Genomic DNA, 24,245 nt, shown 5'->3' with positions numbered 1-24,245 from the left:
GCCGCGGTGCTAGCTTGCGCTCACCTTCATCGGAGCAGAACGAGGAGTGAGCCGTGAGTCCGCGCAAGACCACCCGTTCGAGCTCGACCGTCAACACCCCCCACCTCCTGGAGCCCCGTCGGCGGGGACGCCGCACGGGACGCCTGCTCGCCGCGTCGGTGGCCGTCGCCGTCTGCCTGGGAGCGGCGGCGATACCGGCCTCGGCCGCAGGGCCCGCCGGTTCGGAGCCGGTGGTCTCCCGGGGTGTGACCATCCCCGTCTTCTACGACCCGCCGGCGGAGCTGCCCGCCGCCGACGGGTCCCTCGTCCGCACGGAACCGCTGCCGCTGGGCCTCAGCCTCCCCGGTCTGGACGGCCGCCGGCTGCCCGGCACCGCGACGCGGCTGATGTACAAGTCCACCGACGCGGGCGGCGGACCCGTCGCCGTCACCGGCGCGTACATCGAACCGTCCGCCGCGTGGCGGGGCGGTGGCCCCCGCCCGCTGGTGGCGCTGGCCTCGGGGACCATGGGCCAGGGTGACCAGTGCGCACCCTCGCTGTCGCTCCAGCACCCGCTGACCATCGGCGAGGGCACGGTGTCCATCGGCTACGACAACCTCGCGGTGTACCGCTTCCTCGCCGCCGGAGCCGCCGTCGTCGTCACCGACTACGTGGGCCTCGGCACCACCGACCGGCTGCACACCTACGTCAACCGGGTCGACGAGGGCCACGCCCTCCTGGACGCGGTCCGCGCGGCGCGCTCCGTCCCCGGCACGTCACTCACCCCGGAGTCGCGGGTCGGCCTCTACGGCTACAGCCAGGGCGGCGGAGCCAGCGCCTCGGCGGCCGAACTCCAGCCCGCCTACGCCCCCGACGTCGCCCTGGCCGGCACCTACGCCGGAGCCCCGCCCGCCGACCTCACCGAGGTCATGAAGGGCATCGACGGAAGCGCCCTGGCCGGTGCGCTGGGCTGGTCGATCAACGGCTTCGCCCAGTCCGACCCGTCCCTGAAGGCGGTGATCGACGCGCACACCAACGACGCCGGCAAGGCCGCACTGAAGGACACCTCGACGATGTGCGTGGGTGACGCGGTCTTCGGCCACGGCTTCACGAACAGCAAGAAGTGGACCGCCGACGGCAAGCCGATCGCCGACGTCATCGCGGCCGAGCCGAAGCTGCAGGCGGTCCTCGACCAGCAGCGCATCGGCACCCTGAAGCCGGCCTCCCCGGTGCGCCTGGCGACCGGTGTCCACGACGACATAGTCGGCCACCAGCAGTCGCGGCAGCTCGCGGTGGACTGGTGCCGCAAGGGTGCGAACGTGACGTACGAGGCCGTCCTGCTGCCCAATCTCGGGGACAAGATCCTCACCAACCACCTCGCCCCCTACCTGGCCGACCAGGGCGCTGCCATCTCCTGGATGACCGACCGTCTCTCCGGCAAGAAGGCCGTCTCCAACTGCTGGTCGATGCCGGTCCAGCCCTGACGTCCCCGCCCCCGTGACCCCCGAGGCCGCGGCGCGTCCGTTCCACGGACGCCGCCGCGGCCTCGCGTATCTTCACCCGTACGTGCGCGCGGGGAGCTGCGCCCGGGGTGGCTGACCCGTAGTCTGGTTATTGGACTAGACCTGTAGTGACAGCCGCTCCGACGGAATGGAACACCATGAGCAACCGTGCACTCCTGGAGGTGATCGCTCTCGACGCGGAGGACGCGGTCGCAGCACAGGCGGGCGGCGCGGACCGCCTCGAACTGGTCACCGACATGGCGGCCGACGGCCTCACCCCGCCCGTGGCGGTCTTCACGGAGACCAAGGCCGCCGTCGACATCCCGCTGCGGGTCATGCTCAGGCTCACGGACGGGTTCGCCGCGGGCGACATCCGCCTCCTCGTGGAGAAGGCCCACGCGATGCGGGCCGCGGGGGCGGAGGAATTCGTCCTGGGCTTCCTCGACCAGGACGGGCACGTCGACCTGGTGGCCGTCGAGCGGCTCGTGGCCGAGCTGGACGGCTGCCCGTGGACCTTCCACCGCGCCATCGACCGCGCGGCCGACCGTGACGTACTGCGCAAGCACCTCGCGGACCTGCCGGGGCTGGACACCTACCTCACGGCGGGCTCGCCGGGCGGAGTCGACGCGGGCATGGACACCCTGGTGGCCGAAGCGGGGCACGCGGACCTGCCCGGCTACGAGCCGCAGATCATGGCCGGCGGCGGCCTGCGCCTCGACCATCTGCCGCGGCTGCGCGCCGCGGGCATCGAGGCCTTCCACATCGGGGGCATGGCGCGGCCGGGCGGCTGGAGCGGCCCGGTGGAGGCGGCGGCGGTCCGGGAGTGGCGCGCGGCGCTTGACGGGTGACGGGGCCGGGGACGCTCCGGGGCGGAGGGGCGTGGCCCCGGGCCGGCGATCACCGGCCCGGGGCCACGCCCGGCTCCTCGCGGTCAGCGGTTCTGTTCGGCCTGGCGGCGGCGCCGGGTGTGGGCCACCGCTCCCGCGGCGAACATCAGGGCGGCTCCCGTCAGCGAGACCGCCGTCGCGGCGGGCAGGTAACCGGCCGAGGAGTCGTCGGCGGAGGCGACCAGCCGGGCCTCACCGGCCGGGGCCGCGTGCCCGGCGTGCTCCGCGTGGACCGGTACGGCCGGCGTGCCGGCCTTCTCCGCGGCCTTCGCCAGCTCGTCCGCGGACATCCGGCTGCCCTTCATGCCGGTGACCTCGCCCTTGCCCCCGTCGAAGACGACGTCGGAGCAGGAGTAGAAGTTCTCCTGGCTGTCCGAGCGGATCCAGTGGATGAAGATCATGTGCTTGCCGGTCTTGCCCTGCGGGAGCTGGAGGTTCCAGTAGTAGTTGCCCCCGTCCGAGCCCGCGCCACCGGCCTGCGGCGGGTTGTTCACGGTCTGGGTGAGCGTCAGGTCGCCCCAGGCGAGGGGCTTGTTCGGCGTCCAGCCGTCCTTGGTGACGTAGACGTTGAACTTGCCGGGATGGGCCGCCCAGTTGCTGTACTTCACCTTGGTGGTGGCACCTGCGGTGAGGTGCGTCGTGGGCCAGTCGCTGCGGGCCGCGTTGTACGCGGAGAAGTTGTACGGCCCCCGGTGACCGCCGCTGCAGAGCTCGCCGTCGGGGATGTACCCCGTGGTCCGGCCGCCGCCGTTGGAGTCCAGGACGCCGAACCAGTTGTACAGCGGCGTGGTGCCGGTCTGGGTGACCGCTGCGGCACAGGCCGGGTTGGACGGCATCTGGTTCCCGCTCGCGATCATGTCCTTGTAGCACAGGTAGCTGCGTGAGCCCGGGTCCATGGCGACGCCGTGGGCGGACGCGGGGGTGGACAGACCGGCCAGGCCGAGAGTCAGGAGGCCGGCCCCCATGAGGCTCAGGGTGCGGGGAGCGCGCATCCGGGCTTTCCTCCGAATGATGTGTCGCATGGCCATGAGGTTGATCTCCTTCGGGATTCTCTGGGTGGGGCAGATGACCCTGGTGACCTGTTCGTGCGCATGGAGCCCGTCCGTCACGGGCCCGGTCGCCGACTGGGCGGCGCGCCGTGCGGGTGGGGGAGGGGGCTCGTGGGAGCGCTCCCAAGAAAGTAGCGCGCACCGGGTGGTCTGTAAACGCTCCGCGCAACGTCCCGCAGAATTAAGGGACTTGATCACCAATGGGGATGGCGGGACGGTGCGGCCCCGACGCCGCCCCGCCCCGCCAGTGGCCCACCCGTCTACGCCAGTTGTTCCGGCAGCGGTGCGGCGTGCAGGACCACGAGACCCGACACGGCCCGGGTCAGAGCCACGTACAGGCGGCGCAGACCCGTGCGTTCGTCGGGTTCGCCGTCGACCACGGCCGCCGGCTCGTCCAGTACGACGTAGTCGTACTCCAGACCCTTCGCCAGTGAGGCAGGGACCAGGGTCAGCCGGGAACCGGCCGTCGTCTCCTCGCCGGGCGAGAGGCAGCCGTGGCCGGCCGCCGCGAGGGCCGCCGACAGGACCGGGACGCGGGCGTCGGCGGCGATCAGGCCGATCGAGCCCTCATGGCGCAGCGACTCCTCGCACGCCGCGACCACCGCGGCGTCCAGCTCCGCCGCCGCCACCTCACGCACGGCGAGCGAACCGGGCGCCTCACGCACCGACTCCACCGGGGCGAGGCCCGGGGAGATGGCGGGGAGCAGCCGGGAGGCGTACGCGATCACCTCGCGCGGCACACGGAAACCGGCCGTCAGCTCCTCCACCACCGCGTCCGCCTTCCCCAGGTGGAACAGCGCCTGCTCCCAGCTCTGCGTCGACCACGGCGTCGTCCCCTGGGCCAGGTCGCCGAGCACCGTCGCCGAACCGGTCGAGCAGCGGCGGCCCACCGCGCGGTACTGCATGGGGGACAGGTCCTGGGCCTCGTCGATGACGACGTGGCCCAGCGAATGCGTCCGGGTCACCAGGTCGGCCGCCTCGTCGATCAGGACCGCGTCCGCCGCCGTCCACTTCGCCGACTTCACACTGCGGGCGGGCCGGGGCATCAGGATCTGCTTCTGCTCGTCGCCGGTGAGGATTCCCTCCGCGTGCGCGGCCAGGAAATCCGCGTCCGTCAGGATCCGCAGCACGAGCTTCGCCGGGTCCACCGCCGGCCAGACCGCCTTCACCGCGGCCTTCACCGCCGGATTGCGCGCCACCGCGTTCTGCACCCGGTCGTCCGGCGCCTCGCCCGCCTCCTCCATCCGTACGAGGACGGCGTGCGCGATGCGCTGTGGAAGGGCCTCGTGGGCTGCCCCGTACCGCATGTCGCGGGCCAGCAGGTCGCCGGTCATCTCCTCGATCTCGTGGGCCGGGACACGCCAGCGCCGCGAGCCGCGCACCACCACGACCGGCTCCGCCGGAGGAGTCACGTGCGAGCGGATCGCCCGCCGCAGGACCTCCGCCATCCGGGCGTCACCCTTGATCACCGCGGCGGCGGACTCGTCCGTGCCGCGGATCTCGACGCGCGCCGCCACCAGGTCCTCCACGGTGGCCTGCCGCACCTCCAGCTCACCGAGCGCCGGCAGGACCTGCTCGATGTAGTGGAGGAACGACCGGTTCGGGCCGATGACGAGGGTGCCGGTGCGGGCGAGGCGCTCGCGGTGCGCGTAGAGGAGGAAGGCCACCCGGTGCAGACCCACGGCCGTCTTCCCGGTTCCGGGCCCGCCCTGGACGCAGACCGTCCCGCCCAGCCCACTGCGCACGATCTCGTCCTGCTCGGGCTGGATCGTCGCCACGATGTCGCGCATCGGACCCACACGGGGGCGCTCGATCTCCGCCTGGAGGAGCCGGCTGGTCTGCTCGGTCTCCGCCGGGTCGGTGAGGTGCTCGTCCTCGTACGCGGTGAGCTCGCCGCCGGTGTAGCCGAAGCGGCGGCGGCGGTCGACATCCAGCGGGTTGTTCCTGGAGGCCTGGTAGAACGGCTGCGAGACGGGCGCGCGCCAGTCGATGACCATGGGGTCGCCGTGGGCGTCGTGGACGTGGCGGCGCCCGATGTAGAAGCGTTCGCCCTCCCGTCGCCCACCGCCGCCCCCGGCCGAGGCGCTACGCGCCGGCCCTCCTGACGCGCCCTCCGCCTTCTCGGCGCCGGCCTCGTGCAGATAGTCGAGGCGGCCGAAGAACAGCGGGGTGTGGGAGAGGTCGGCGAGCGCTTTGATGCGGTCGTCGATCTGCGACTGCAGGACCGCGGCGTTGACCCAGTTCGCCGTGACGTCGCGGATGTCGAGCGCCTGTACGTCCTCGCGCATGGCGCGCAACGCGGCGCGGGACGCGGCGAGATGCGCACGCTCCCTGACCAGTGGATTGCTTGACTCTTCGTGCGCGGGCACGGTGTTGCCTCCGGCTGTTCGACGCAGGACGGCGGACAGGGCCGACCGCCCGGTCCGCTCGGGGACGTTCACACAGAGATGCGCACGCGGGGTGGGCGCGTGCGCGGGGTGTCGGCCGGTTTCCGTCCGGTCGGCGGCGCTCCCCCGGCTGCCGCCCGCTCGAAGGGCGGGCCGGTACCACGGTGCGGGAGGCGGGCAGACCGGCGATTGTATCGACAGCGCCCCCGGTGGTCGAACGCATAAGGAGCAGGACGGGACGCCGGCGCCGTGTCCGCCCCGTAGGGGACGCCGTGCGACCTCCGGCCTACCCGGGCCCCCGCGCGCTTCGGTCCGCAGGCCGATGCCGGGGCGCGGGCGGACGGAGCACCATGGAACACATGAGCACCCTCTACCTGAACCCCCGCAGGACCGGACCCGCGCACGGCGCGACCGCGGCCACCGGTCACCCGCACAGCCACCGCATGGGAGACGCGGTGCGCGCCGTCGCGGTCTTCGCGCGCGCCGCGTTCGGGGTGGCCGTTCTCGGCGAGTACGCGGAGGAGGCGGGCGTGGTCCGCCGTCACCGCTGAGCCCCGGCGGGAACGGCCCCGCCCCTGTCAGCTCTCCGTGAGCAGCTCGTCCGCGTCGACGATCCGGTACGCGTAGCCCTGCTCGGCCAGGAACCGCTGGCGGTGCGCCGCGAAGTCCTGGTCGATCGTGTCGCGCGCGACCACCGAATAGAACCGTGCCTCGTGCCCGTCCGCCTTCGGCCGCAGCACCCGCCCGAGCCGCTGCGCCTCCTCCTGGCGCGAACCGAACGTCCCCGACACCTGGATGGCGACCGTCGCCTCCGGCAGGTCGATCGAGAAGTTCGCGACCTTCGACACGACCAGCACGCTGATCTCGCCCTGGCGGAACGCCTCGAACAGCTTCTCGCGCTGGGCGTTGCTCGTCTCACCCTTGATCACCGGGGCGTCCAGGTGCTCACCGAGCTCGTCCAGCTGGTCGATGTACTGCCCGATGACGAGGGTCTGCTCACCCCGGTGCTTGCGTACGAGCGCCTCGGTGACCTTCCGTTTCGTCGCCGTCGTCGCGCAGAATCGGTACTTCTCCTCGGCCTCGGCCGTCGCGTAGGCGAGGCGCTCCGAGTCCGTGAGGTTCACACGGACCTCGACGCAGTCGGCGGGCGCGATGTAGCCCTGCGCCTCGATCTCCTTCCACGGGGCGTCGAACCGCTTGGGCCCGATGAGCGAGAAGACGTCCGACTCGCGCCCGTCCTCGCGCACCAGTGTCGCGGTGAGCCCCAGGCGCCTGCGGGCCTGGAGGTCGGCGGTGAACTTGAAGACGGGCGCGGGGAGCAGGTGCACCTCGTCGTAGATCACGAGGCCCCAGTCGCGGGAGTCGAACAGCTCCAGGTGCGGGTAGATCCCCTTACGGCGGGTGGTCAGCACCTGGTACGTGGCGATGGTGACCGGCCGGATCTCCTTGCGCGTACCGCTGTACTCGCCGATCTCGTCCTCGGTCAGCGAGGTGCGCTTGACCAGCTCGTGCTTCCACTGGCGGGCGGAGACCGTGTTCGTGACCAGGATCAGCGTGGTCGCCTTGGCCTCGGCCATCGCACCGGCACCGACGAGCGTCTTGCCCGCGCCGCAGGGGAGCACGACGACACCCGAGCCACCGTGCCAGAACCCCTCGACGGCCTGCTTCTGGTACGGGCGCAGTGCCCAGCCGTCCTGGTCGAGGTCGATCGGGTGGGCCTCGCCGTCGACGTACCCCGCGAGGTCCTCGGCCGGCCAGCCCAGCTTCAGCAGCGTCTGCTTGATCTGGCCGCGCTCGGAGGGGTGCACGGCCACGGTGTCCGGGTCGATGCGCGCCCCGACCAGCGGCTGGACCTTCTTGGAGCGGAGGATCTCCTCCAGCACCGGCCGGTCGTTGGACGTCAGCACCAGCCCGTGGACGGGGTGCTTGGACAGGGTGAGGCGGCCGTACCGCGCCATCGTCTCGGCGATGTCGACGAGGAGCGCGTGCGGCACGGGGTAGCGCGAGTACTCCACGAGCGCGTCGACGACCTGCTCGGCGTCGTGCCCCGCGGCGCGGGCGTTCCACAGGCCGAGCGGGGTCACCCGGTAGGTGTGGATGTGCTCGGGGGCACGCTCCAGCTCGGCGAAGGGCGCGACGGCACGGCGGCAGGCCTCGGCCAGCTCGTGGTCGACTTCGAGGAGCAGCGTCTTGTCGCTCTGGACGATGAGGGGTCCGGTCACGCGCGTCGGCCCTTTCCGGCGTGGGGTGGCCGCACGGGTGCGAACGGCCAAACGTCCAGTGTGCCGCATCGCGGCCGCGACCGGGCGGCTACGTCGAGGGCATGAGGCGGGGCCGTTCACGAGGAGTCACACGAAGGTTTCCTCCTCGTGGCTTCATCCTGGCCCGCGGGTGCGGAGGGCACGCTCCGCGCATGGCCTTCTCGCACCGTCTCGCCACCCTGGCAGCCGTCGCCGCGATCCCGCCGGGCATAGCCGCGACCGGCTACGCGCCGGCCGACAGCCCCGTACGGCCGGAAGTGCCCGGCCGGGTCGAACCGGACACCGGCTCGCCCTCGGGCAGTCCGGGCCCGGGCACGGCGAGCCGTCCGAACCCCGGCGGCACGGACGGTGCAGGGCCCGCCGACGGGGTCACGGCGGTGCCCGGCGGCCGCTCCCGGCGAGGTGCCGGCCCACGCGGGGTGAGGCCGAGCGGGGCCGTAGCGTGGAGGGATGGACGCGAAGGAGACCGCGGGGCGGGCACCCGGCCCCGGCGACCGGGACTTCCCGGCCCGACACGCCCCGGGGTGCGCCGGACTCGGCGAGCTGGACGCGCTCGTCACGGGGTGCCGGGCCTGTCCCCGGCTGGTGGCCTGGCGGGAGGAGGTCGCCGGCGTCAAGCGCGCGGCCTTCCGGGACTGGGAGTACTGGGGACGCCCGGTCCCCGGTTTCGGGCCTCCGGACGCGGCGGTGGCGGTGGTCGGGCTCGCGCCCGCCGCGCACGGGGGCAACAGGACCGGCCGGATGTTCACGGGCGACGCGACCGGCGACTTCCTCTTCGCCGCACTGCACGAGGTGGGCCTGGCCTCGCAGCCCACCTCGGCACACCCCGGGGACGGACTCGCCCTGCGCGGTGTGCGGCTCACCTCCCCCGTGCACTGCGCTCCCCCGGCGAACAGACCCACCCCGGGGGAGCGTGACGCCTGCCGCCCGTGGCTGGCCGCCGAGCTGGACCTGCTGAGCCCGGGACTGCGCGCGGTGGTGGCGCTCGGCGGGTTCGGCTGGCAGGCCCTGCTCCCGGTGCTGGCCGGGGCGGGCTGGCGGACGCCTCGCCCGCGTCCCGTCTTCGGCCACGGGGCGCACGTCGTGCTGCCCGCCACGGAGCGCAGGCAGGAGCTGCACCTGCTGGGCAGTTACCACCCGAGCCAGCGCAACACGTTCACCGGACGGCTCACCCTGCCGATGCTCACCGACGTGCTGCGTGAGGCCGCCGTCCTCGGCGGGCTCCCGGTTCCGTGATCCGTCAGGCCGGCTGTTCGTCGGCGAGCTCCGCGACGCCCGTGATCCGGTGCAGCGGATACGTCCGGACCTCGTCGGCCGTGTGGTCGTACGCCGTCACGAAGCCGCCCTCGACCTTGACCGGGGCGATCACACGCTGGCTGGCGGCGCCGTCCGCGTTGACGTAGCCGATCCAGACCGCCGAGCCGGTCATCGCCGCCGCCTGGACCGTGGCCAGGGTCTCGGCGGCCGTGGTGCGGGGCAGGGAGCCCGCCGCGTCCGTGCCGGAGGTTTCCTTGCGCACGGCTCTGGCGGCCGCGTCACCGGCCCGGACGGCGCGGACCGCGGCGGTCAGCAGTGCGGTGTCCGGGACCGGCGGGCCCTCGGGGACGGGGACGGGCGGCGTGCGGGGCGGTGTGCGGCGGGCACCGGCCCGGGTGATCAGGACGTCGCCCTCGGCGGATTCGGCGGCCGGGGCGTACCCCATCTCGCGCAGCCCTTCGAGCAGCGCCCCGGGGTCGGCCTGCGCGGCCAGGACGGTCGGTGCGAGCCGGCGCAGCCGCAGGGGGGCCGCGCGCTTGTCCGCCAGGATCTCGTTGAGCACGGCCTCGTCGTCGCAGCGGACGTACGCGGAGGCGGCGCCGATCCGCAGGTGCCCGTGGCGTCGGGCCACGTCGTCGATGAGGTAGCTCAGCGGCTGCGGCACCGGCGTACGGCTGTGGGTGGCCAGGAAGGAGTGCAGGTCGGCCGCCGCCTGCCCGGCGTCGAGCGCGCGGCGTACGGAGCCGGGGGTGAAGCGGTAGACCGTCGCGCCGCCCTTGGACTCGACGTCGGCGAGCACCGAGAGCATGCCGGCGAGCGGGCGTTCCAGCGGGCCGGGGGCGACGGCCGTCAGGTCGGCCTGGAGCAGCACGTGGTCCAGGGGCTCGGGGAGCAGCGGGGCGAGGCGGGCGGCGGCCTCGCCGGGGCCCGCCCCGAGCAGTGCCCGGGTCTGGGAGGCGAGGGCCCCGCGGCCGGTGATCCCGAGCAGTTCCGCCTCGTCGAGCGTCCACAGGGCGATCCGCGAGCGGAGGTCGGAGGCGTCGCCCGGGGCGGCCGGGCCGCCCGGTGCCGACGCGCGCAGCGGACGTTCCCAGCTGAGCCGGGCGAGCAGGGTCTGCGGATCGGGTGCGGTGCCCGCCGGGAGCGAGGCGCACAGGTCCAGGACCCGGCGGCGTACCCCGGGTGCGGCCGAGCGGTCCAGGTCGGGGCCGAGCGCCGACAGGGCCCGGCCCTTCGCGTCCTGGCCCCCGATCAGCCCCGCGGTGCGGGTGGCGGCGAGCCAGGCGGTGGCGAGGTGGGTCCAGCGGTCCTGGGCGGGGAGGTCCAGCCACTCGTCGGAGGCGGGCGTCGGCGCGTACCGTTCGTCGGTCTCGCCGTCGGAGGCCAGCAGGCCCGCCGCGTAGGCGAGTTCGATCCAGAAGGCGGCGACGGGCTCGGGGACGTCGAGCGCGCCGGCGGTGCGCTTCAGTTCGCGCACGCTCAGGCCGCCCGCGCGCAGGACGGCCGGGCCGCCGTCGTTCCAGAGCTTCAGCAGCTCCTCGACGGTGGACAGGGCCGTGTAGCCCTGGCCCGCCGCCGCTCTGTCCACAGCCTGGGGGTCGCGCTCGGCCGCTGCCACGAGTGCCGGCGGCACGGGCTCGGGGACCCGGTGGGCGCGGCCGGCCCGCAGGTGCAGTGCCGCCTCGCGCGGCAGGACGACGGTGCGCGTCGACACGGGCAGCAACAGGCCGCGGTCGCGCAGCCATTGCACGGGCGGTGCGGGATTCGGGGTGACCTCGCCGTAGGGCGGTCCCCAGACCAGCCGGTCCAGCACGGCCAGTGCCTCGACCGGTGCGGTGTCCAGCAGTTCCGCCATCCTGGTCCGGTCCGTGAAGAGTCCGGTCAGGGCGGCGACGGCGGACACCGGGTCATGGGTGGCCGGCAGCCCGGCGGCGGTCAGGATCTCCTGGAGCCTCCCGGGTGACATCCCGGCCGTGGCCTCGGCGACGGTCGGGCCGAGGCCCGTGGGGGAGGGGTGCTGCGGGGACGGGACGAGCAGCTCGCGCGCGGTGCGCACGAGGTGCAGCCGGGTGTCCTCGCCCCACACCAGGGCCTGTTCGCGAAGGGTGCCGAGAGCCGCGGGCAGCGCGGCGGTGATCGCCGCGCCCGCGTCGCCGCGCCCGTCGCCGTCGTCCCGGCCGTCACCGGTGAGGAGTGCGAGCAGCGTGTCGTAGGGAGCCGGGTCCGGTGCGACGGCCAGCGCCTGGGCGGTCTGCAGGGCGAAGCGGTCGAGGTGCTCCAGCGCACGGACGACGGAGGCACGCGTGCCGGCCCGTGTCGCCAGCTGGGTGATGTCGTTCGGCACGGGGCTGAGCAGGTCGGGGCGGGCGCGCAGCAGCCCTGCCAGCGATTCGTCGCCCCGGGCGCGCAGGGCCTCGGCGAGCGTGCGCGGTGGTGTGGTCGTCCCCATCCGTCCCACGGTAGCCCCTGGAACGCTACCGTCGGGGCAGGGAGGGTGGAGGGAGGACCATCGCATGGGGATCGAGAGCGACCAGCTCGTCTACGACTACCTCAGCCGGGTCGGTGACCTGGCCCAGCAGCAGCAGTTGCCCTCGGGTGCCCGGATGCGGCTCGTGGCGACGCTGCGGGGCGAGATCGACCGGCAGCGCGGCACGGACGGCTCGGACTCTCCGGCAGCGGTCCGGCGCATCCTGGGCCGGCTCGGCGCGCCGGGTGAACTCGTGGCCGCGGCAGCCGGGTCGGATGACGGGTCGGTGCCGTTGCCGTCGCCCCGGGCGGAGGCGTCCACGGGTGCCGCCGGTCCGCGAGGAGTGCCACGGGCACGGCGGAGTGTGCTGCGCAAGGACGCGTCGCGCAAGGACGCGTCGCGCAAGGACATGCTGCGCAAGGACGCGTCGCCGCAGGCCGAGGAGGTCCCGGGCGCGGCGCCCGGGACCGGGGAGCCGGACCCGGGGGCGCCCGCCTCGGCGGTGCCGGTACCGGGGGAGCCGTCCCCTGGCTGGCCGTCGGCGTCCGCGCCGCACATGGCGGGCCTGGGCCAGGCGCCGTCCGGGGAGGAGCCCGAGTGGTGGCGGATCGAGCCGGGGCCCTTCGGCGAAGGCGCGCAAGGCGTTCAGGGTGTGCAGGGGCCCATGAGCCCGGGCACGGCGGTGCCGGGATTCGTGGGCGGGCTGGAGAGCCCGGAGCTGTTCGGCATGCCGGGCACTCCGAAGGCCCCGGGGCCGCGCACTCCGGCGGAGGGGAAGGAGCCCGTGCCGGCGGAGGGGAAGGAGCCCGTGCCGCCGGTGCCCCGGCCCCGCTTCAGGCTGCGGCCGCGCCGCCCCAGGGCCGTCGCCGCGGACGGCGGGGCGGCCGTGCGGCCCCGCCTCTCGAACCCGTTGCTGCTGCTGGCCGCCGCGCTGCTCGTGGCCGGTGCCGTGCTCGGCTCCTGGCTGGCGCTCGGGGGCGGCTGGCTGCTGGCGTACAGCTCGCGCAAGTTCTCGCGCGCGGAGGCGAAGTGGGTCGCGCTGGGCCTGCCGGGCGTGGTCGTGACCGGGGCCTTCGTCTGGCTGTGGGGGCGCACGGAGGGCCGTTGGGGCGAACCTCTCCCGAGTGGTGCCGTGGGGGACGCGATGGCGGACGTGTGGCCCGTGGTGGTGCGGGTCGCCGCGGTGACGTCGGCGCTCTACCTGGTGTGGCGGGCCCGCCGGCTGGCAGGGTGAGGTGAAGGACGCACACGGCGGAACAATCGAGTGTACGATCGTACGCATGCCGACGGACTACTTCGCCAACGATCCGCGCACCCATCTCGAGCGCATGCTCGCGGGCGACCTCTACATCGCCGACGACCCGGAGATCGCCCAGCGGCAGCAGCGGGCGATGCGCCTCGCGGCCCGCTTCCAGGCCGCCTGCACCGAGGACGCCGAGGCGGCCAGGGCGATCCTGGCCGAGCTGCTGGACTCGGTGGGCGAAGGCGTCGACCTGCGCCCGCCGCTGTACGTCGACTACGGCAGCAACATCACCATCGGCGCCCGCACCTTCGTCAACTACCACCTCACCGCGCTCGACGTCGCGCGCATCACCATCGGCGAGGACTGCCAGATCGGCCCCAACGTCCAGCTCCTCACCCCCACCCACCCCGTGGAACCGGGGCCCCGGCGGGACAAGCTCGAAGCCGCCCTCCCCATCACCATCGGGGACAACGTCTGGCTCGGCGGCGGAGTCATCGTGTGCCCCGGGGTGACCATCGGGGACAACTCCGTGATCGGCGCGGGAGCCGTCGTCACGAAGGACATCCCCGCCGGCGTCGTCGCCGTGGGCAACCCCGCCCGCGTCATCCGCAGCGTCTGACCCGCCGCCATGGCCACCGGACGCACGGACCCGCAGCGGCGCGAGCGCATCCTCGCCGCGACGCTCGACCACATCGCCGAGGAGGGGGTGGCCGGCGTCTCCCACCGCAAGATCGCCGGGCGCGCCGACGTGCCCCTGGGCTCGATGACGTACCACTTCAGTGGCATCGACGACCTGCTGCGCGAGGCCTTCACCCGTTTCGCCGACCACATCGTGGCCGTCTTCGAGCTGCACCTGGGCCGGGCCCGTACCCCCGAAGAGGCCCGTGAGGCCGTCACCGAGCTCATCCATGTGCTCTCCGAGGGACCCCGCCGGGATCTCGTCCTCACCCAGGAGCTCTACACGCTGGCCGCCCGGCGCGACGAGTACCGCGAGCTCACCCATGCGTGGATGAACCGCAGCCGCCGCCTGCTGGAACAGCACTTCGACCCGGCCACCGCGCGCCAGCTGGACGCGCTGATCGAGGGGCTGGCCCTGCACCGGTCCCTCGACACCGAGCCGCAGGGCCGCGAGCTGACGCGGCTGGCGGTGCTGCGCATGACCTCCGGCACCTAGGCCCCCGGACCGCCTGTGGGGCGCGGACCTGACACCGCGTCCCACAGGCTTCAGCTCTTTACGGCCTCACCCGCCCGCTTCCGCGGGGCCCCGGTCCGGGGAACCGGCCGGACGGAGGCCGAGCACGGTTCCGGTGGTGACGGCGTGGACGTGGAAGGCGAGGAGCACGGGGGGCACGCCTCGTTCCACCCGGCTTGGAGCGGTCGGCACAATGGATGCCATGCCCCTGCACCCCCTGACGGTCGGTTTCGACCTCGACATGACGCTCATCGACTCCCGGCCCGGCATCAAGGTCGCCTACGAGACACTGGCCGCCGAGACGGGTGTGTACATCGACACCGACCTGGTCGTCAGCCGGCTCGGCCCGCCGCTCCAGGACGAGATACGGAACTGGTTCCCGGCCGAGGAGGTCGACGAGGCGTGCGACCGCTACCGCGCGCTCTACCCGGACACGGCGATCACGCCGACGACCGCGCTCCCCGGCGCCCGGGAGGCCGTCGAGACCGTGCGGGCGCTCGGCGGGCGGGCGATGGTCGTCACCGCGAAGTACGAGCCGAACGCCAAGCTGCACCTCGCGCACCTCGGTATCGCCGCGGACGTGCTGGTCGGAGGGCTCTGGGCCGAGGGCAAGGCGGAAGCGCTCATCGAGCACGGCGCGCAGGTCTACGTCGGCGACCACACCGGGGACGTCCGCGGGGCGCGTGCGGCGGGCGCCCTGTCGGTCGGCGTCACCACCGGCCCGTGCGACGAGGAGGAGCTGCGCACGGCCGGCGCCGACGTGCTCCTGGCGGACCTCACGGCGTTCCCCGCCTGGCTGCGGGCCTTCGCGGGGGCGTGACGCGCCTCGCGGGCCGCTACCTCGCGGCGGTGCGCTTCGGGGAGTTCTCCCACACCGAGCGCACCACCCCCGCGGCCGCGATCAGGAAGCCCAGGCCCATCAGCATGCACACCGCGTAGGCGAGGGACGGGAACGGCTCGGTGCCCAGGAACAGCGGGGCTACGGTGACCAGTGTGGCCAGTGCGCCGATGAAGAAGACGATCGCGCCGGCCTGTACGAGCCGGTCGCCCGCGCCGGAAGGAGTAGTACTCACCCGGCCAGGGTAGTCCCAGCTCGGCGGAACCATCCGGCGACGTCTTGTGTCCGGCCCCCGGGCCATTAGCCTGGGGCATGGCGGGTCCCGGACCCGCTGTACTGCTATCCGGAGCCGTATCGCGGCTCTCCCGCGCACCGACGAGTACGAGGACGAGGACAGACGTGCCCACGGGTAAGGTCAAATGGTTCAATTCGGAAAAGGGCTTCGGCTTTCTTTCGCGCGACGACGGCGCCGACGTCTTCGTCCACTCCTCCGTGCTCCCGGCCGGCGTCGAGGCGCTCAAGCCCGGTCAGCGCGTCGAGTTCGGAGTGGTCGCCGGCCAGCGCGGTGACCAGGCCCTCTCCGTGGTGATCCTCGACCCCACGCCGTCCGTCGCCGCCGCCCAGCGGCGCCGTCCGGACGAGCTGGCCTCGATCGTGCAGGACCTGACGACGGTGCTGGAGAACATCACGCCGATGCTGGAGCGGGGCCGCTACCCCGACAAGGCGGCGGGCGCGAAGATCGCCGGCCTGCTGAGGGCGGTGGCCGACCAGCTCGACGTCTGACGGCGGGGCCGGACCCCGCCCCCGGGGCCCGGCCTGCCGCAGGTCAGCGTGCGGTGACGGAGAACGCGTCCGGGGCCAGTGCCGGTACGAGCCCCTCGGCCGCCGCCCGGGTCAGCAGGCCCCGGACCGCCGCGTAACCGTGCTCGCCGAGGTCGGCGGTGAATTCGTTCACGTAGAGCCCGATGTGCTGCTCGGCCACGGCCGGGTCCATCTCCTGGGAGTGCTCCAGGACGTACGGACGCGAACGTTCCGGGTCGTCCCAGGCCATCCGCACCGACGTACGGATCGATTCCGACAGCCGGTTCAGCGTCTCCTCGCCCAGCGAGCGCTTCGCGATGATCGCGCCGAGCGGGATCGGCAGCCCGGTCGTCTCCTCCCAGTGCTCGCCCATGTCGGCGAGACTGTGCAGGCCGTAGTTCCGGTAGGTGAAACGGGCCTCGTGGATCACGAGGCCGGCGTCCACCCGGCCGTCACGCACCGCGGGCATGATCTCGTCGAACGGCATGACGACGATCTCGCCCACACCGCCCGGCACGGCCTCGGCGGCCCACAGCCGGAACAGCAGATAGGCGGTGGAGCGCTCGCCCGGCACGGCGACGGTCTTCCCCGTCAGGTCCGTGCCCGGCTCCTTCGTGAGGACGAGCGGCCCGCAGCCGCGCCCCAGGGCGCCGCCGCACGGCAGCAGCGCGTATTCGTCGAGCACCCACGGCAGGACGGCGTACGACACCTTCAGCACGTCGAACTCGCCGCGCTCCGCCATGCCGTTGGTGAGGTCGATGTCGGCGAAGGTGACATCGAGGGCGGGCGCGCCGGGAACCCTCCCGTGTGCCCAGGCGTCGAAGACGAAGGTGTCGTTCGGGCACGGCGAGAAGGCGATCCGCAGCGCGGGGAGCGGCGCGCCGGCGGAGCCGGCCGCGGTGCCGGTCGCGGTGTCAGTCACGGTGTCGGTCGAGTCGGTCATGCCGGTTCCAACTTTCCACTACAGGTGCGGTCTTCCCGAACGCCGCGGTGAGGGCGGCCAGGGCGTCGCCGACGCGCCATGCCGCGCGGTCACGCGGCCCCACGGTGTTCGAGACGGCCCGGAGCTCCAGCGCCGGGACACCGAACCGGTCGGCGGCCTCCGCGACGCCGAAGCCCTCCATGGCCTCGGCGACGGCCCCGGGATGCGCGGCCAGCAGCTCGGCGGTGCGGGCCGCGCTGCCGGTCACGGTGGAGACGGTGAGCACGGGTCCCGGCACGGCGCCGGTGGCCTCCACGACGTCCCGCACGAGGGATCCGGGCGGCAGGAAGGTGTCCCTGCCGAAGCCGAGACCGGTGACCGGCACGAAGCCGTCGGGGGTCTCGGCGCCCAGGTCCGCGGCGACGATGCCGGTCGCCACGACGAGGGCGCCGACGGGCGCGGCGGGTGCGAAGCCGCCGCCGATGCCGGCCGAGACGACAGCCGCGTACGGCGCCGTGGCGGGCGCGGCGGCCAGGGCGAAGGCGGTGGCGGCCGCCGCGGCGGCAGGGCCCGCGCCGCCCGCGAGGACGTCGAAGGGGCCGGCCCGGTGCAGCTCGGCGCCCGGTACCTCACGGACCTGCGGCTCGCCCCCGAACGCACGCGTGACCGCTTCCCGTTCGGCCGGGACGGCGGTCACGACGAGCACCCGCACAGCGATACCTCGGGGTCGGAGGGCGGTCAGAGGGTCAGGACGTCTTCGTGAGCTGGAAGTGCCAGATGCCCGTGAGCTTCTGGCCCTTGGTCTCGACGACGCTGATCTGCGTCTTGTCCGCCGTGGTCTCGCCGGTCTGGCTGGCGAAGAAGGCGCTGCCGGGGATCGACCGGTAGGTCTTCTTGTACGGCTCCTGCTCGGCCTGCTGGCCGTTGATGAAGAGGGTCCAGCCGTTCTCCGCGACCTCGGGGTCGACGCCGAAGCGGACCTTGTCGTCCATCGCGACCTCGACGGACCTCTTCGCCTTCTTGTTCAGGCAGCCCTGGATCTCGGACTCCTTGAGGGCCTTGCCGTCGTTGTAGCAGGAGGCCTCGGTGTTCACCGAGTCCCCGCCGACCGTCACGGTGGCGAGCGGCGTCGGCTTGTCGCAGGCGGACAGGACAAGGAGTCCCGCGGACACGGCACCAAGAGCGACGCCGATTCGACGGCCCTTACCGGAGAAGAACGCAACGGTCATGCGCCGAAGGTTATCGGTCGGTTCCGCTCATGCCACGCGGGGGTGCGGTGAGCCGCGCCGCGAGGCCCCCAGGAGGCCCCGTACGGATGCGGTCGCGCCGAGGGCGAGGAGTGCGGCGGCGACGGACATGCCGAGCACTCCGTTGAGCGGCAGCGCGATGCCGATCGCACCGCCGGCGACCCAGGACATCTGGAGCAGCGTCTCCGACCGGGCGAAGGCCGAGGTCCGCACCTCCTCCGGCACGTCGCGCTGGATCATCGCGTCCAGCGACAGCTTCGACAGGGCCTGTGTGAAACCGGCCACCGCGGCGAGGGCGGCGACCATCACCGTGCTGAAGAACACCGCGGTGAGCGCGGCGACCCCCAGGGCGAGCCCCAGCACCGACGCGACGATCACCTCGGGGCCGCGTGCCCTGAGCCAGGAGCCCACCGCCGTGCCGCAGGCGTTGCCGGTGCCGGCCGCCACGCCGACGATGCCGAGCGAGACGGCGGCGCTCTGCCCCGCCAGGGGATGTTCGCGCAGCAGGAACGCCAGGAAGAAGATGAGGAACCCGGAGAGCGCGCGGTGCGCGGCGTTGGCCTGGAGGCCGTGCAGGACGGACGGCCCGACGGACCGCAGCCCGGGCGGTTTCTCGCGTCCCTTCCTGCCCCCGGCCCTCGTACTGCCGCTCCTGCCGTCCTTGCTCCTGCCGCCGGTGACGGCCGGACGGGGCGCCTCCTCGTGCGGGACGGCGAGACGGGCCTTGCGCTCACCCTTCGCGGAGTCGACCTTGTGGGGCAGCGTGAAGGCGAGGACGGTCCCGCCGAGGAAGACCGTGCAGGCGCCGTAGAGCGGCCAGGGGGATCCGATGCTCTGGAGCCCCGCTCCGATCGGCGCGGCGATCCCCGTCGCCAGCAGACCGGCCAGGGTGACCCGTGAGTTGGCCTTCACCAGGGAGAAGCGGGGGGGCAGGAGACGGGGCACGACGGCGCTGCGCACCACTCCGTACGCCTTGGAGCAGACCAGGACGCCCAGGGCCGCCGGATAGAGCTCCAGGCCGCCCGTGGCCACCGCGCCCGACATCGTGATCGCGAGCACCGCCCGGGCGAACATCGCGCCGGCCATCGCGGCGCGGCGGCCGTGCGGCAGCCGGTCCAGGAGGGGGCCGACCACCGGGGCGAGCAGGGTGAAGGGGGCCATCGTCACGGCGAGGTAGAGAGCGACGCGTCCGCGTGCCTCGTCCGTCGGTACGGAGAAGAACACCGTCGAGGCGAGCGCCACGGTGATCATGACGTCGCCGGCACCGTTGACCGCGTGCAGCTCGATCAGCTTTCCCAGGCCGGACTCACCCGCCCCGTGGGCGTGGGTCGCCTTCCTGATCCCCCGCGCGGTGCCCGTGAACGGGGCGCGCAGGGCACGGCCCATCGCCCGGACCGCCCTGCGGAGCGGACCGGACCCGTCGGACGACCTGGCGGCAGCCACGTGGTCATAGTGCCCCACCCCCCGCCGTCACGAACCCATGATCGGGCCGGGGCCGCTCCGCCGGGCGAGTCGTCCCCGCCCGGGAGACGGCCGGGAACGGCTTGGACGCCCCGCGTTCCCCGGGCGGGTCCGCCGCCGCGCGGCGGCGGACCGGTGACCGTCACGGAAGGGTTCCGGGGCTGTTTGGGACGGGCAGGTGGGCGCGGGGCGGCGGAGAGGGTAGCGTGCACTCACGCGCCACCGGCGGTTGTTCTTGGCCGCGCGCCTCTCCGCGATCCCGCAGAATGGGTGGCAGAAGGCGCGCCCGAGGCAGGCACAACGGGTGTGGACGTCGACGCGGCCCCCAGGTCCGCTCCGCCCACACCTGTCATGGCCGAAATCGGACATCGATGGAGCTGCTGGCGCGCTCGTGAGACGGCGTATGGAGAGAAGCGAGACCTGTGAGTGCTGCGACGACGCGAAGCCGTACGGCCCGTACCCCCGCCCCTGACCGTCTGTGCGCCGAGGCGGTAGACCTCGCGCGCGCGGCGGCGGAGGAGGCCGCCGCGCCAGGAGTGGTGGGTGAGCACGTGGCCCTGGTCCCCGAAGGTGACCGGGTCGTCACGCACTACTTCGAGGCCAAGGAACCCGGCTACCGGGGCTGGCGCTGGGCGGTGACGGTCGCCAGGGCCTCCCGCGCCAAGAAGGTCACCCTTGACGAAACGGTGCTGCTGCCCGGCTCGGACGCGCTCCTCGCCCCCGAGTGGGTGCCCTGGAGCGAGCGGCTGCGGCCCGGCGACATGGGCCCCGGCGACCTCCTGCCCACCGAGGCGGAGGACCCGCGTCTGGAGCCCGGCTGGACGGGCGAGGACGAGCCCCTGCCGAATTCCGCCGTCTCCGAGGTCTCGCGGGAGCTGGCCGACCTCGCCGACGTGGAGGACGCGGAGCTGACGCAGCTGCCCGTGACGAGGCGCGGCTCGATCGCCGCGGTGGCGGACGAGCTCGGTACGCGGCGCGCCCGGGTGCTGTCCCGTTACGGGCTCCGGCTGGCGGCCGACCGGTGGGACGAGGAGTTCGGCGCGAGGACGCCCATGGCGCAGGCCGCGCCGGCGTCGTGCGTCACGTGCGCCTTCCTGGTGCCGATGGCGGGCTCGCTGAAGCAGGCCTTCGGGGTCTGCGCCAACGAGTTCGCTCCGGCGGACGGCCGGGTGGTCTCCCTGTCGTACGGCTGCGGGGGGCACTCCGAGGCGGCGGTCATGCCGAAGACGCCGAAACCGGCGCATGCGCTGGACACGATGCGGGTGGACGACTACACGCTGCGCCCCGCGGGCGGCTCCGGTTCGGTCCCGGCGCAGCCGGACGGCTCGACGGAGGATCTGGGCCACTCCTGACCCTCCTGCCCGCCGCGGGACCCGGGGGCGCCTCGCCGGGCCCCGCGGCGGCTCCGCCGGGGACGGGAGCAGGCCGGGACCGGGGGCGGTCACGGGCTCTTCCCGGTCGCGGTACCTTCGGGCGCACACTGGGCGTCACGGGTCACCGGAAGAGCGGAGTACGAGCGTGGGCATGAATGCGACCGAGGGGGCCGATCCGTTCGGGACGGCGCGACTGCGGCGCGGCGTGCTCGACGCCTGGGGCGCGGGTCCCGCCCGCTTCAGGGAGGACGCCAACGCCGAGGAGGACCTCGCCCTCGGCGGCTACCGCGACCGCCTGGTCGTCGAGCTGGCCCAGAACGCCGCCGACGCGGCGGCCCGCGCCGGCGTCCCCGGCCGGCTCCGCCTCACCCTGCACGCGGCGGACGCCGGCAGTCCGGCCGTCCTGGCGGCCGCGAACACCGGCGCCCCCCTCGACGCGACCGGTGTCGAGTCGCTCAGCACGCTGCGGGCATCCGCCAAGCGTGAGGGCCACGAGTCGGCCGTCGGCCGTTTCGGCGTCGGTTTCGCCGCCGTACTGGCCGTCAGCGACGAGCCCGCCGTCGTCGGGCGGCACGGCGGTGTCCGCTGGTCCCTCGCCGAGGCGCGCGACCTCGCGCGGCAGGCCGCCGTCGGCAGCCCCGGGCTCGGCGACGAGCTGCGCCGCCGCGACGGGCACGTGCCGCTGCTCCGGCTCCCGCTGCCCGCCGAGGGCACCGCGCCCGACGGCTACGACACCGTCGTCGTCCTGCCGCTCCGCGACGGCGTCGCCGAGGACCTCGTGGGCAGGCTGCTCGACGGCGTCGACGACGCACTGCTGCTCACGCTTCCCGGCCTCGACGAGGTCGTGATCGAGACCCCGGACGGCACACGGACGCTGCACCGCTCGCAGCACGGCCCGTACACGCACATCGACGACTCCGCGCGCGGCCTCCACCGCTGGCGCACCGTCGCGGGCCACGGCGCCGTGGAGCCGGCGCTGCTGGCCGACCGGCCCGTCGAGGAACGGCTGCGCCCGCACTGGTCGGTGACGTGGGCCGTGCCCGTGGACGAGGACGGCGCGCCCCAGGACCCCCGTACGGCACCCGTCGTGCACGCTCCGACCCCCACCGACGAGCCCCTCGGTGTCCCCGCGCTGCTGATCGCCTCGCTGCCGCTGGACACCACCCGCAGGCACCCCGCGCCGGGCCCGCTGACCGACTTCCTGGTGCAGCGCGCGGCCGACGCGTACGCGGAGCTGCTGGCGGGCTGGGAGCCCGTGTCCGTGGCCACGATCGCACTGGTGCCGGGGGCGCTCGGCAAGGGCCCGCTCGACGGCGCGCTGCGGGCCGCGATCCTGGACCGGCTGCCCCGGGTCGCGTTCCTGGAGCCCGCCGCGCCCCGCGACCCGGCCGAGGCGGCGGGCCCGTGGGACGACTGGGACGGCACCGGGGCCCCGCGCCCGGGGACGACCGCGCTGCGGCCGGTCGAGGCCGAGGTCGTGGAGGGGGTGGGTGAGGCGACCGTACGGGTCCTCGCCGAGGTCCTGCCCTGTCTGCTGCCCGCCGGGCTGGAGCGCCGCACCGAGCTGCGCACGCTCGGTGTCGCCAGGGTGCCGCTGACCGAGGCCGTCGACCGGCTGGCCGGCCTGGAGCGTGGCCCGGACTGGTGGCGGCGGCTGTACGACAGCCTGGCCGGGATCGATCCCGACCGGCTCTCCGGGCTGCCTGTGCCCCTCGCGGGCTCCGCGGGCGTGCCCCGCACCACCATCGGCCCCCGCCAGGTCCTCCTGCCCCTGCCGGACGCGCCGGAATCGCCCGTGCTCGGCCGGCTGGCCCGGCTCGGGCTGAAGGTGGCCCACCCGGACGCCGCCCACCCCCTGCTGGAGAAGCTGGGCGCCCTGCCCGCCACCCCCCGTGCCGTCCTGACGACCCCGCAGGTGCGGGCGGCCGTCGCCGGTTCGCTGGACGCGGGGGAGGTGTGGGACGAGGACGCCCTGGACGGGGACGAGCTCGCCGAGACCGTCCTCACACTCGTGCGCGACGCCGGCCTCGAGCCCGGCGAGGAGCCCTGGCTGGGCGCACTCGCCCTGCCCGACGAGGACGGCGAACCGGCGCCCGCCGGTGAGCTCGTGCTGCCGGACAGCCCGTTCGCCCAGGTGATGCGCGCGGGTGAACTCGCCCTGTGCGACGCGGAGCTGGCCGAGCGCTGGGGGGAACAGCCCCTGACCGCCTGCGGGGTGCTGGCCACCTTCGCTCTCGTGCGGGCCACCGACGTCGTCCTGGACCCCGATGAACTGGAGCCCCGCGACAGTGACTTCGCCGAGCCGGACGACGCCGGTCTGCTCGACGCCGTCGACGTGTGGTGCGAGGACGTCCTGGACCAGCTCCCGGACACCCCGGTGCCGCCGGTCGCCACCGAGCTCGTCGCCGTACGGGACCTGGACCTCGTCGACGACGACGCCTGGCCGCAGGCGCTGGCGATGCTCGCCCGGCCGCCGCTGCGCGACGCCCTGACCCAGCCGGTGCGGGTGCTCCTCCCGGACGGCACGACGCAGTCGGTGCGGCCCTACACCGCCTGGTGGCTGCGCGACCACCCCGTGCTCGGCGGCCGCCGCCCGGCCGGCCTGCGCGCGGCGGGCGGCGACCCGCGCCTGGCGGGCCTGTACGACTCCGCCGACGCGACGGGCTTCGACGACGCGGAGGTGCTGCGCGCCCTCGGCGTTCGGACCTCGGTGGCCGCGCTCCTGGACGAGCCGGGCGGGGCGGCCGAGCTGCTGGGCCGGCTCGCCGACGAGGAGCGCCCGGTCGGCCCCGTGCAGCTGCACTCGCTGTACACGGCGCTCGCCGAGCTCGACCCCGAACAGGTCACGCTGCCCGACGAGCTGCGGGCCGTCGTGGACGACGAGGTGCGGGTCGCCGACGCGGCGGACGTCGTGATCGCCGACGCCCCCGACCTGCTGCCGCTGACCGGCGGCCTCCCGCTGCTGCCGGTGGCCCCGGCGCGGGCGGCCGAGCTGGCGGACCTGCTCCAGGTGCGGCGGCTCGGCGAGAGCGTCGAGGCCGTGGTGACGACGGAGGGCGAGGAGCACCAGGTGCCGGATTCCGTGCGGATCCTGCTCGGCGCCGGGACCCCCGACACCTACGTCGAGCACAGCGAACTGCGCGCCGGGGGCGTCGAGCTGGACTGGCGCCGCACCCCCGACGGCGTGGTCCACGCGTCCACGCTGGAGGGCGTGGCGGCCGGTCTCGCCTGGGCGGCCGGCCAGTGGCCGCGCCGCTTCGAGGTGGCGGCCCTGCTGGAGGACCCGTCCCGCACGGAGGAGCTGGCCCGGGACCGTTGGTTCGACTGATTTATGTGATCTTCACAAAAAAGTCGTTCGGATGTACAACCATTCACATGT

The 24,245-nt window shown here is 74.1% G+C and carries 21 protein-coding genes; 11 read left to right on the top strand and 10 right to left on the bottom strand.

From position 1 onward, the window contains the following. The first annotated feature begins 53 nt into the window (after window positions 1–53). Together ACF1FZ_RS03060 and ACF1FZ_RS03055 are read left to right on the top strand one after the other, a co-directional pair. Window positions 54–1,463: a lipase family protein gene (locus ACF1FZ_RS03060; RefSeq protein ID WP_391771597.1), complete on the top strand. Its 1,410-nt coding sequence runs from the start codon at window positions 54–56 to the stop codon at window positions 1,461–1,463. Window positions 1,464–1,639: 176 nt separating this feature from the next. Continuing rightward, the gene (locus ACF1FZ_RS03055; protein WP_391771596.1) at window positions 1,640–2,329 is read left to right on the top strand and encodes a copper homeostasis protein CutC; all 690 of its coding nucleotides are present in this window, start codon (window positions 1,640–1,642) and stop codon (window positions 2,327–2,329) included. A gap of 83 nt (window positions 2,330–2,412) precedes the next feature. Here the strand turns inward: ACF1FZ_RS03055 and ACF1FZ_RS03050 are convergent, their stop codons facing one another. Together ACF1FZ_RS03050 and ACF1FZ_RS03045 are read right to left on the bottom strand one after the other, a co-directional pair. Continuing rightward, window positions 2,413–3,360 carry a lytic polysaccharide monooxygenase gene (locus ACF1FZ_RS03050; protein WP_391771595.1) on the bottom strand — a complete coding sequence of 316 codons (948 nt, stop codon included), beginning with the start codon at window positions 3,358–3,360 and terminating at the stop codon, window positions 2,413–2,415. Window positions 3,361–3,677: 317 nt separating this feature from the next. Next, a complete protein-coding gene (locus ACF1FZ_RS03045) occupies window positions 3,678–5,705 on the bottom strand; it encodes a HelD family protein (protein WP_391771803.1) in 2,028 nt (675 codons plus the stop codon). A 458-nt stretch (window positions 5,706–6,163) separates the two neighbouring features. Between ACF1FZ_RS03045 and ACF1FZ_RS03040 the strand changes: the two genes are divergently transcribed. Continuing rightward, on the top strand, window positions 6,164–6,355 hold the full coding sequence (locus tag ACF1FZ_RS03040; protein ID WP_391771594.1) for a hypothetical protein: 192 nt from the start codon (window positions 6,164–6,166) through the stop codon (window positions 6,353–6,355). 27 nt (window positions 6,356–6,382) lie between these two features. Here ACF1FZ_RS03040 and ACF1FZ_RS03035 read toward each other — a convergent pair whose 3' ends face one another. Then, window positions 6,383–8,026 (bottom strand): DNA repair helicase XPB, encoded by a 1,644-nt coding sequence (locus ACF1FZ_RS03035; RefSeq protein WP_391771593.1) that lies wholly within the window; start codon window positions 8,024–8,026, stop codon window positions 6,383–6,385. A gap of 489 nt (window positions 8,027–8,515) precedes the next feature. Between ACF1FZ_RS03035 and ACF1FZ_RS03030 the strand changes: the two genes are divergently transcribed. Beyond that, window positions 8,516–9,301, top strand: a complete 786-nt coding sequence (locus ACF1FZ_RS03030) for a uracil-DNA glycosylase (protein ID WP_391771592.1) — start codon at window positions 8,516–8,518, stop codon at window positions 9,299–9,301. A 4-nt stretch (window positions 9,302–9,305) separates the two neighbouring features. On the opposite strand, the gene ACF1FZ_RS03025 is transcribed toward ACF1FZ_RS03030, so the two are convergent. Beyond that, a complete protein-coding gene (locus tag ACF1FZ_RS03025; RefSeq protein WP_391771591.1) occupies window positions 9,306–11,771 on the bottom strand; it encodes a helicase C-terminal domain-containing protein in 2,466 nt (821 codons plus the stop codon). Between the two features lie 64 nt (window positions 11,772–11,835). On the opposite strand from ACF1FZ_RS03025, the gene ACF1FZ_RS03020 reads away from it, so the two are divergent. The 3 genes from ACF1FZ_RS03020 to ACF1FZ_RS03010 are packed head-to-tail and all read left to right on the top strand — an operon-like array spanning window position 11,836 to window position 14,206. Continuing rightward, window positions 11,836–13,023 carry a hypothetical protein gene (locus tag ACF1FZ_RS03020; RefSeq protein ID WP_391771590.1) on the top strand — a complete coding sequence of 396 codons (1,188 nt, stop codon included), beginning with the start codon at window positions 11,836–11,838 and terminating at the stop codon, window positions 13,021–13,023. Window positions 13,024–13,069: 46 nt separating this feature from the next. Then, window positions 13,070–13,651, top strand: coding sequence for a sugar O-acetyltransferase (locus ACF1FZ_RS03015; RefSeq protein WP_391771589.1), 582 nt, complete (start codon window positions 13,070–13,072; stop codon window positions 13,649–13,651). Between the two features lie 9 nt (window positions 13,652–13,660). After that, a complete protein-coding gene (locus tag ACF1FZ_RS03010) occupies window positions 13,661–14,206 on the top strand; it encodes a TetR/AcrR family transcriptional regulator (RefSeq protein ID WP_391771588.1) in 546 nt (181 codons plus the stop codon). Window positions 14,207–14,272: 66 nt separating this feature from the next. Here ACF1FZ_RS03010 and ACF1FZ_RS03005 read toward each other — a convergent pair whose 3' ends face one another. Continuing rightward, the gene (locus ACF1FZ_RS03005; RefSeq protein WP_391771587.1) at window positions 14,273–14,428 is read right to left on the bottom strand and encodes a hypothetical protein; all 156 of its coding nucleotides are present in this window, start codon (window positions 14,426–14,428) and stop codon (window positions 14,273–14,275) included. On the opposite strand from ACF1FZ_RS03005, the gene ACF1FZ_RS03000 reads away from it, so the two are divergent. After that, the gene (locus ACF1FZ_RS03000) at window positions 14,427–15,044 is read left to right on the top strand and encodes an HAD family hydrolase (RefSeq protein WP_391771586.1); all 618 of its coding nucleotides are present in this window, start codon (window positions 14,427–14,429) and stop codon (window positions 15,042–15,044) included. The genes ACF1FZ_RS03005 and ACF1FZ_RS03000 overlap by 2 nt on opposite strands. A 16-nt stretch (window positions 15,045–15,060) precedes the next feature. On the opposite strand, the gene ACF1FZ_RS02995 is transcribed toward ACF1FZ_RS03000, so the two are convergent. Continuing rightward, entirely contained in the window at window positions 15,061–15,297 is a 237-nt protein-coding gene (locus ACF1FZ_RS02995) for a hypothetical protein (protein ID WP_391771585.1), read from the bottom strand. A 164-nt stretch (window positions 15,298–15,461) separates the two neighbouring features. On the opposite strand from ACF1FZ_RS02995, the gene ACF1FZ_RS02990 reads away from it, so the two are divergent. Next, window positions 15,462–15,845, top strand: a complete 384-nt coding sequence (locus ACF1FZ_RS02990) for a cold-shock protein (RefSeq protein ID WP_356885206.1) — start codon at window positions 15,462–15,464, stop codon at window positions 15,843–15,845. A 43-nt stretch (window positions 15,846–15,888) separates the two neighbouring features. Here ACF1FZ_RS02990 and ACF1FZ_RS02985 read toward each other — a convergent pair whose 3' ends face one another. Genes ACF1FZ_RS02985 through ACF1FZ_RS02970 form a run of 4 tightly spaced genes read right to left on the bottom strand, consistent with a single transcriptional unit; the run spans window position 15,889 to window position 19,475 of the window. Beyond that, entirely contained in the window at window positions 15,889–16,806 is a 918-nt protein-coding gene (locus ACF1FZ_RS02985) for a 1,4-dihydroxy-6-naphthoate synthase (RefSeq protein WP_391771584.1), read from the bottom strand. Further along, window positions 16,778–17,497: a futalosine hydrolase gene (locus ACF1FZ_RS02980; protein WP_391771583.1), complete on the bottom strand. Its 720-nt coding sequence runs from the start codon at window positions 17,495–17,497 to the stop codon at window positions 16,778–16,780. The genes ACF1FZ_RS02985 and ACF1FZ_RS02980 overlap by 29 nt, the downstream gene beginning before the upstream one ends. 34 nt (window positions 17,498–17,531) lie before the next feature. Further along, window positions 17,532–18,014 carry a DUF2771 domain-containing protein gene (locus ACF1FZ_RS02975; RefSeq protein ID WP_391771582.1) on the bottom strand — a complete coding sequence of 161 codons (483 nt, stop codon included), beginning with the start codon at window positions 18,012–18,014 and terminating at the stop codon, window positions 17,532–17,534. A gap of 27 nt (window positions 18,015–18,041) precedes the next feature. Further along, complete coding sequence (locus ACF1FZ_RS02970) at window positions 18,042–19,475, bottom strand: MFS transporter (RefSeq protein WP_391771581.1); 1,434 nt, start codon at window positions 19,473–19,475, stop codon at window positions 18,042–18,044. A 440-nt stretch (window positions 19,476–19,915) separates the two neighbouring features. Here ACF1FZ_RS02970 and ACF1FZ_RS02965 point away from each other — a divergent pair, with 440 nt between their 5' ends. Continuing rightward, window positions 19,916–20,845 (top strand): DUF3027 domain-containing protein, encoded by a 930-nt coding sequence (locus ACF1FZ_RS02965; RefSeq protein ID WP_391771580.1) that lies wholly within the window; start codon window positions 19,916–19,918, stop codon window positions 20,843–20,845. Window positions 20,846–21,017: 172 nt separating this feature from the next. Then, window positions 21,018–24,194, top strand: a complete 3,177-nt coding sequence (locus ACF1FZ_RS02960; protein WP_391771579.1) for a sacsin N-terminal ATP-binding-like domain-containing protein — start codon at window positions 21,018–21,020, stop codon at window positions 24,192–24,194. The last annotated feature ends 51 nt before the right edge of the window (window positions 24,195–24,245 follow it).

The organism is Streptomyces sp. NPDC014623 (assembly GCF_043088245.1).
In the GTDB taxonomy this organism is placed as follows: Bacteria; Actinomycetota; Actinomycetes; order Streptomycetales; family Streptomycetaceae; genus Streptomyces.
Note: the sequence above shows the minus strand (reverse complement) of the source record. Positions and strands in the feature narration are given on the sequence as shown.

Bases quoted from the DNA above. Each gene is read 5' to 3' on its own strand.
- ACF1FZ_RS03020 (WP_391771590.1), top strand. From the start codon at position 11,836: ATGGGGATCGAGAGCGACCAGCTCGTCTACGACTACCTCAGCCGGGTC.
- ACF1FZ_RS03015 (WP_391771589.1), top strand. From the start codon at position 13,070: ATGCCGACGGACTACTTCGCCAACGATCCGCGCACCCATCTCGAGCGC.
- ACF1FZ_RS03055 (WP_391771596.1), top strand. From the start codon at position 1,640: ATGAGCAACCGTGCACTCCTGGAGGTGATCGCTCTCGACGCGGAGGAC.
- ACF1FZ_RS03025 (WP_391771591.1), bottom strand. From the start codon at position 11,771: ATGGGGACGACCACACCACCGCGCACGCTCGCCGAGGCCCTGCGCGCC.
- ACF1FZ_RS02975 (WP_391771582.1), bottom strand. From the start codon at position 18,014: ATGACCGTTGCGTTCTTCTCCGGTAAGGGCCGTCGAATCGGCGTCGCT.
- ACF1FZ_RS03000 (WP_391771586.1), top strand. From the start codon at position 14,427: ATGCCCCTGCACCCCCTGACGGTCGGTTTCGACCTCGACATGACGCTC.
- ACF1FZ_RS03045 (WP_391771803.1), bottom strand. From the start codon at position 5,705: ATGCGCGAGGACGTACAGGCGCTCGACATCCGCGACGTCACGGCGAAC.
- ACF1FZ_RS03030 (WP_391771592.1), top strand. From the start codon at position 8,516: ATGGACGCGAAGGAGACCGCGGGGCGGGCACCCGGCCCCGGCGACCGG.
- ACF1FZ_RS03050 (WP_391771595.1), bottom strand. From the start codon at position 3,360: ATGCGCGCTCCCCGCACCCTGAGCCTCATGGGGGCCGGCCTCCTGACT.
- ACF1FZ_RS02960 (WP_391771579.1), top strand. From the start codon at position 21,018: ATGAATGCGACCGAGGGGGCCGATCCGTTCGGGACGGCGCGACTGCGG.
- ACF1FZ_RS03005 (WP_391771587.1), bottom strand. From the start codon at position 14,428: ATGGCATCCATTGTGCCGACCGCTCCAAGCCGGGTGGAACGAGGCGTG.
- ACF1FZ_RS03010 (WP_391771588.1), top strand. From the start codon at position 13,661: ATGGCCACCGGACGCACGGACCCGCAGCGGCGCGAGCGCATCCTCGCC.
- ACF1FZ_RS02985 (WP_391771584.1), bottom strand. From the start codon at position 16,806: ATGACCGACTCGACCGACACCGTGACTGACACCGCGACCGGCACCGCG.
- ACF1FZ_RS03040 (WP_391771594.1), top strand. From the start codon at position 6,164: ATGAGCACCCTCTACCTGAACCCCCGCAGGACCGGACCCGCGCACGGC.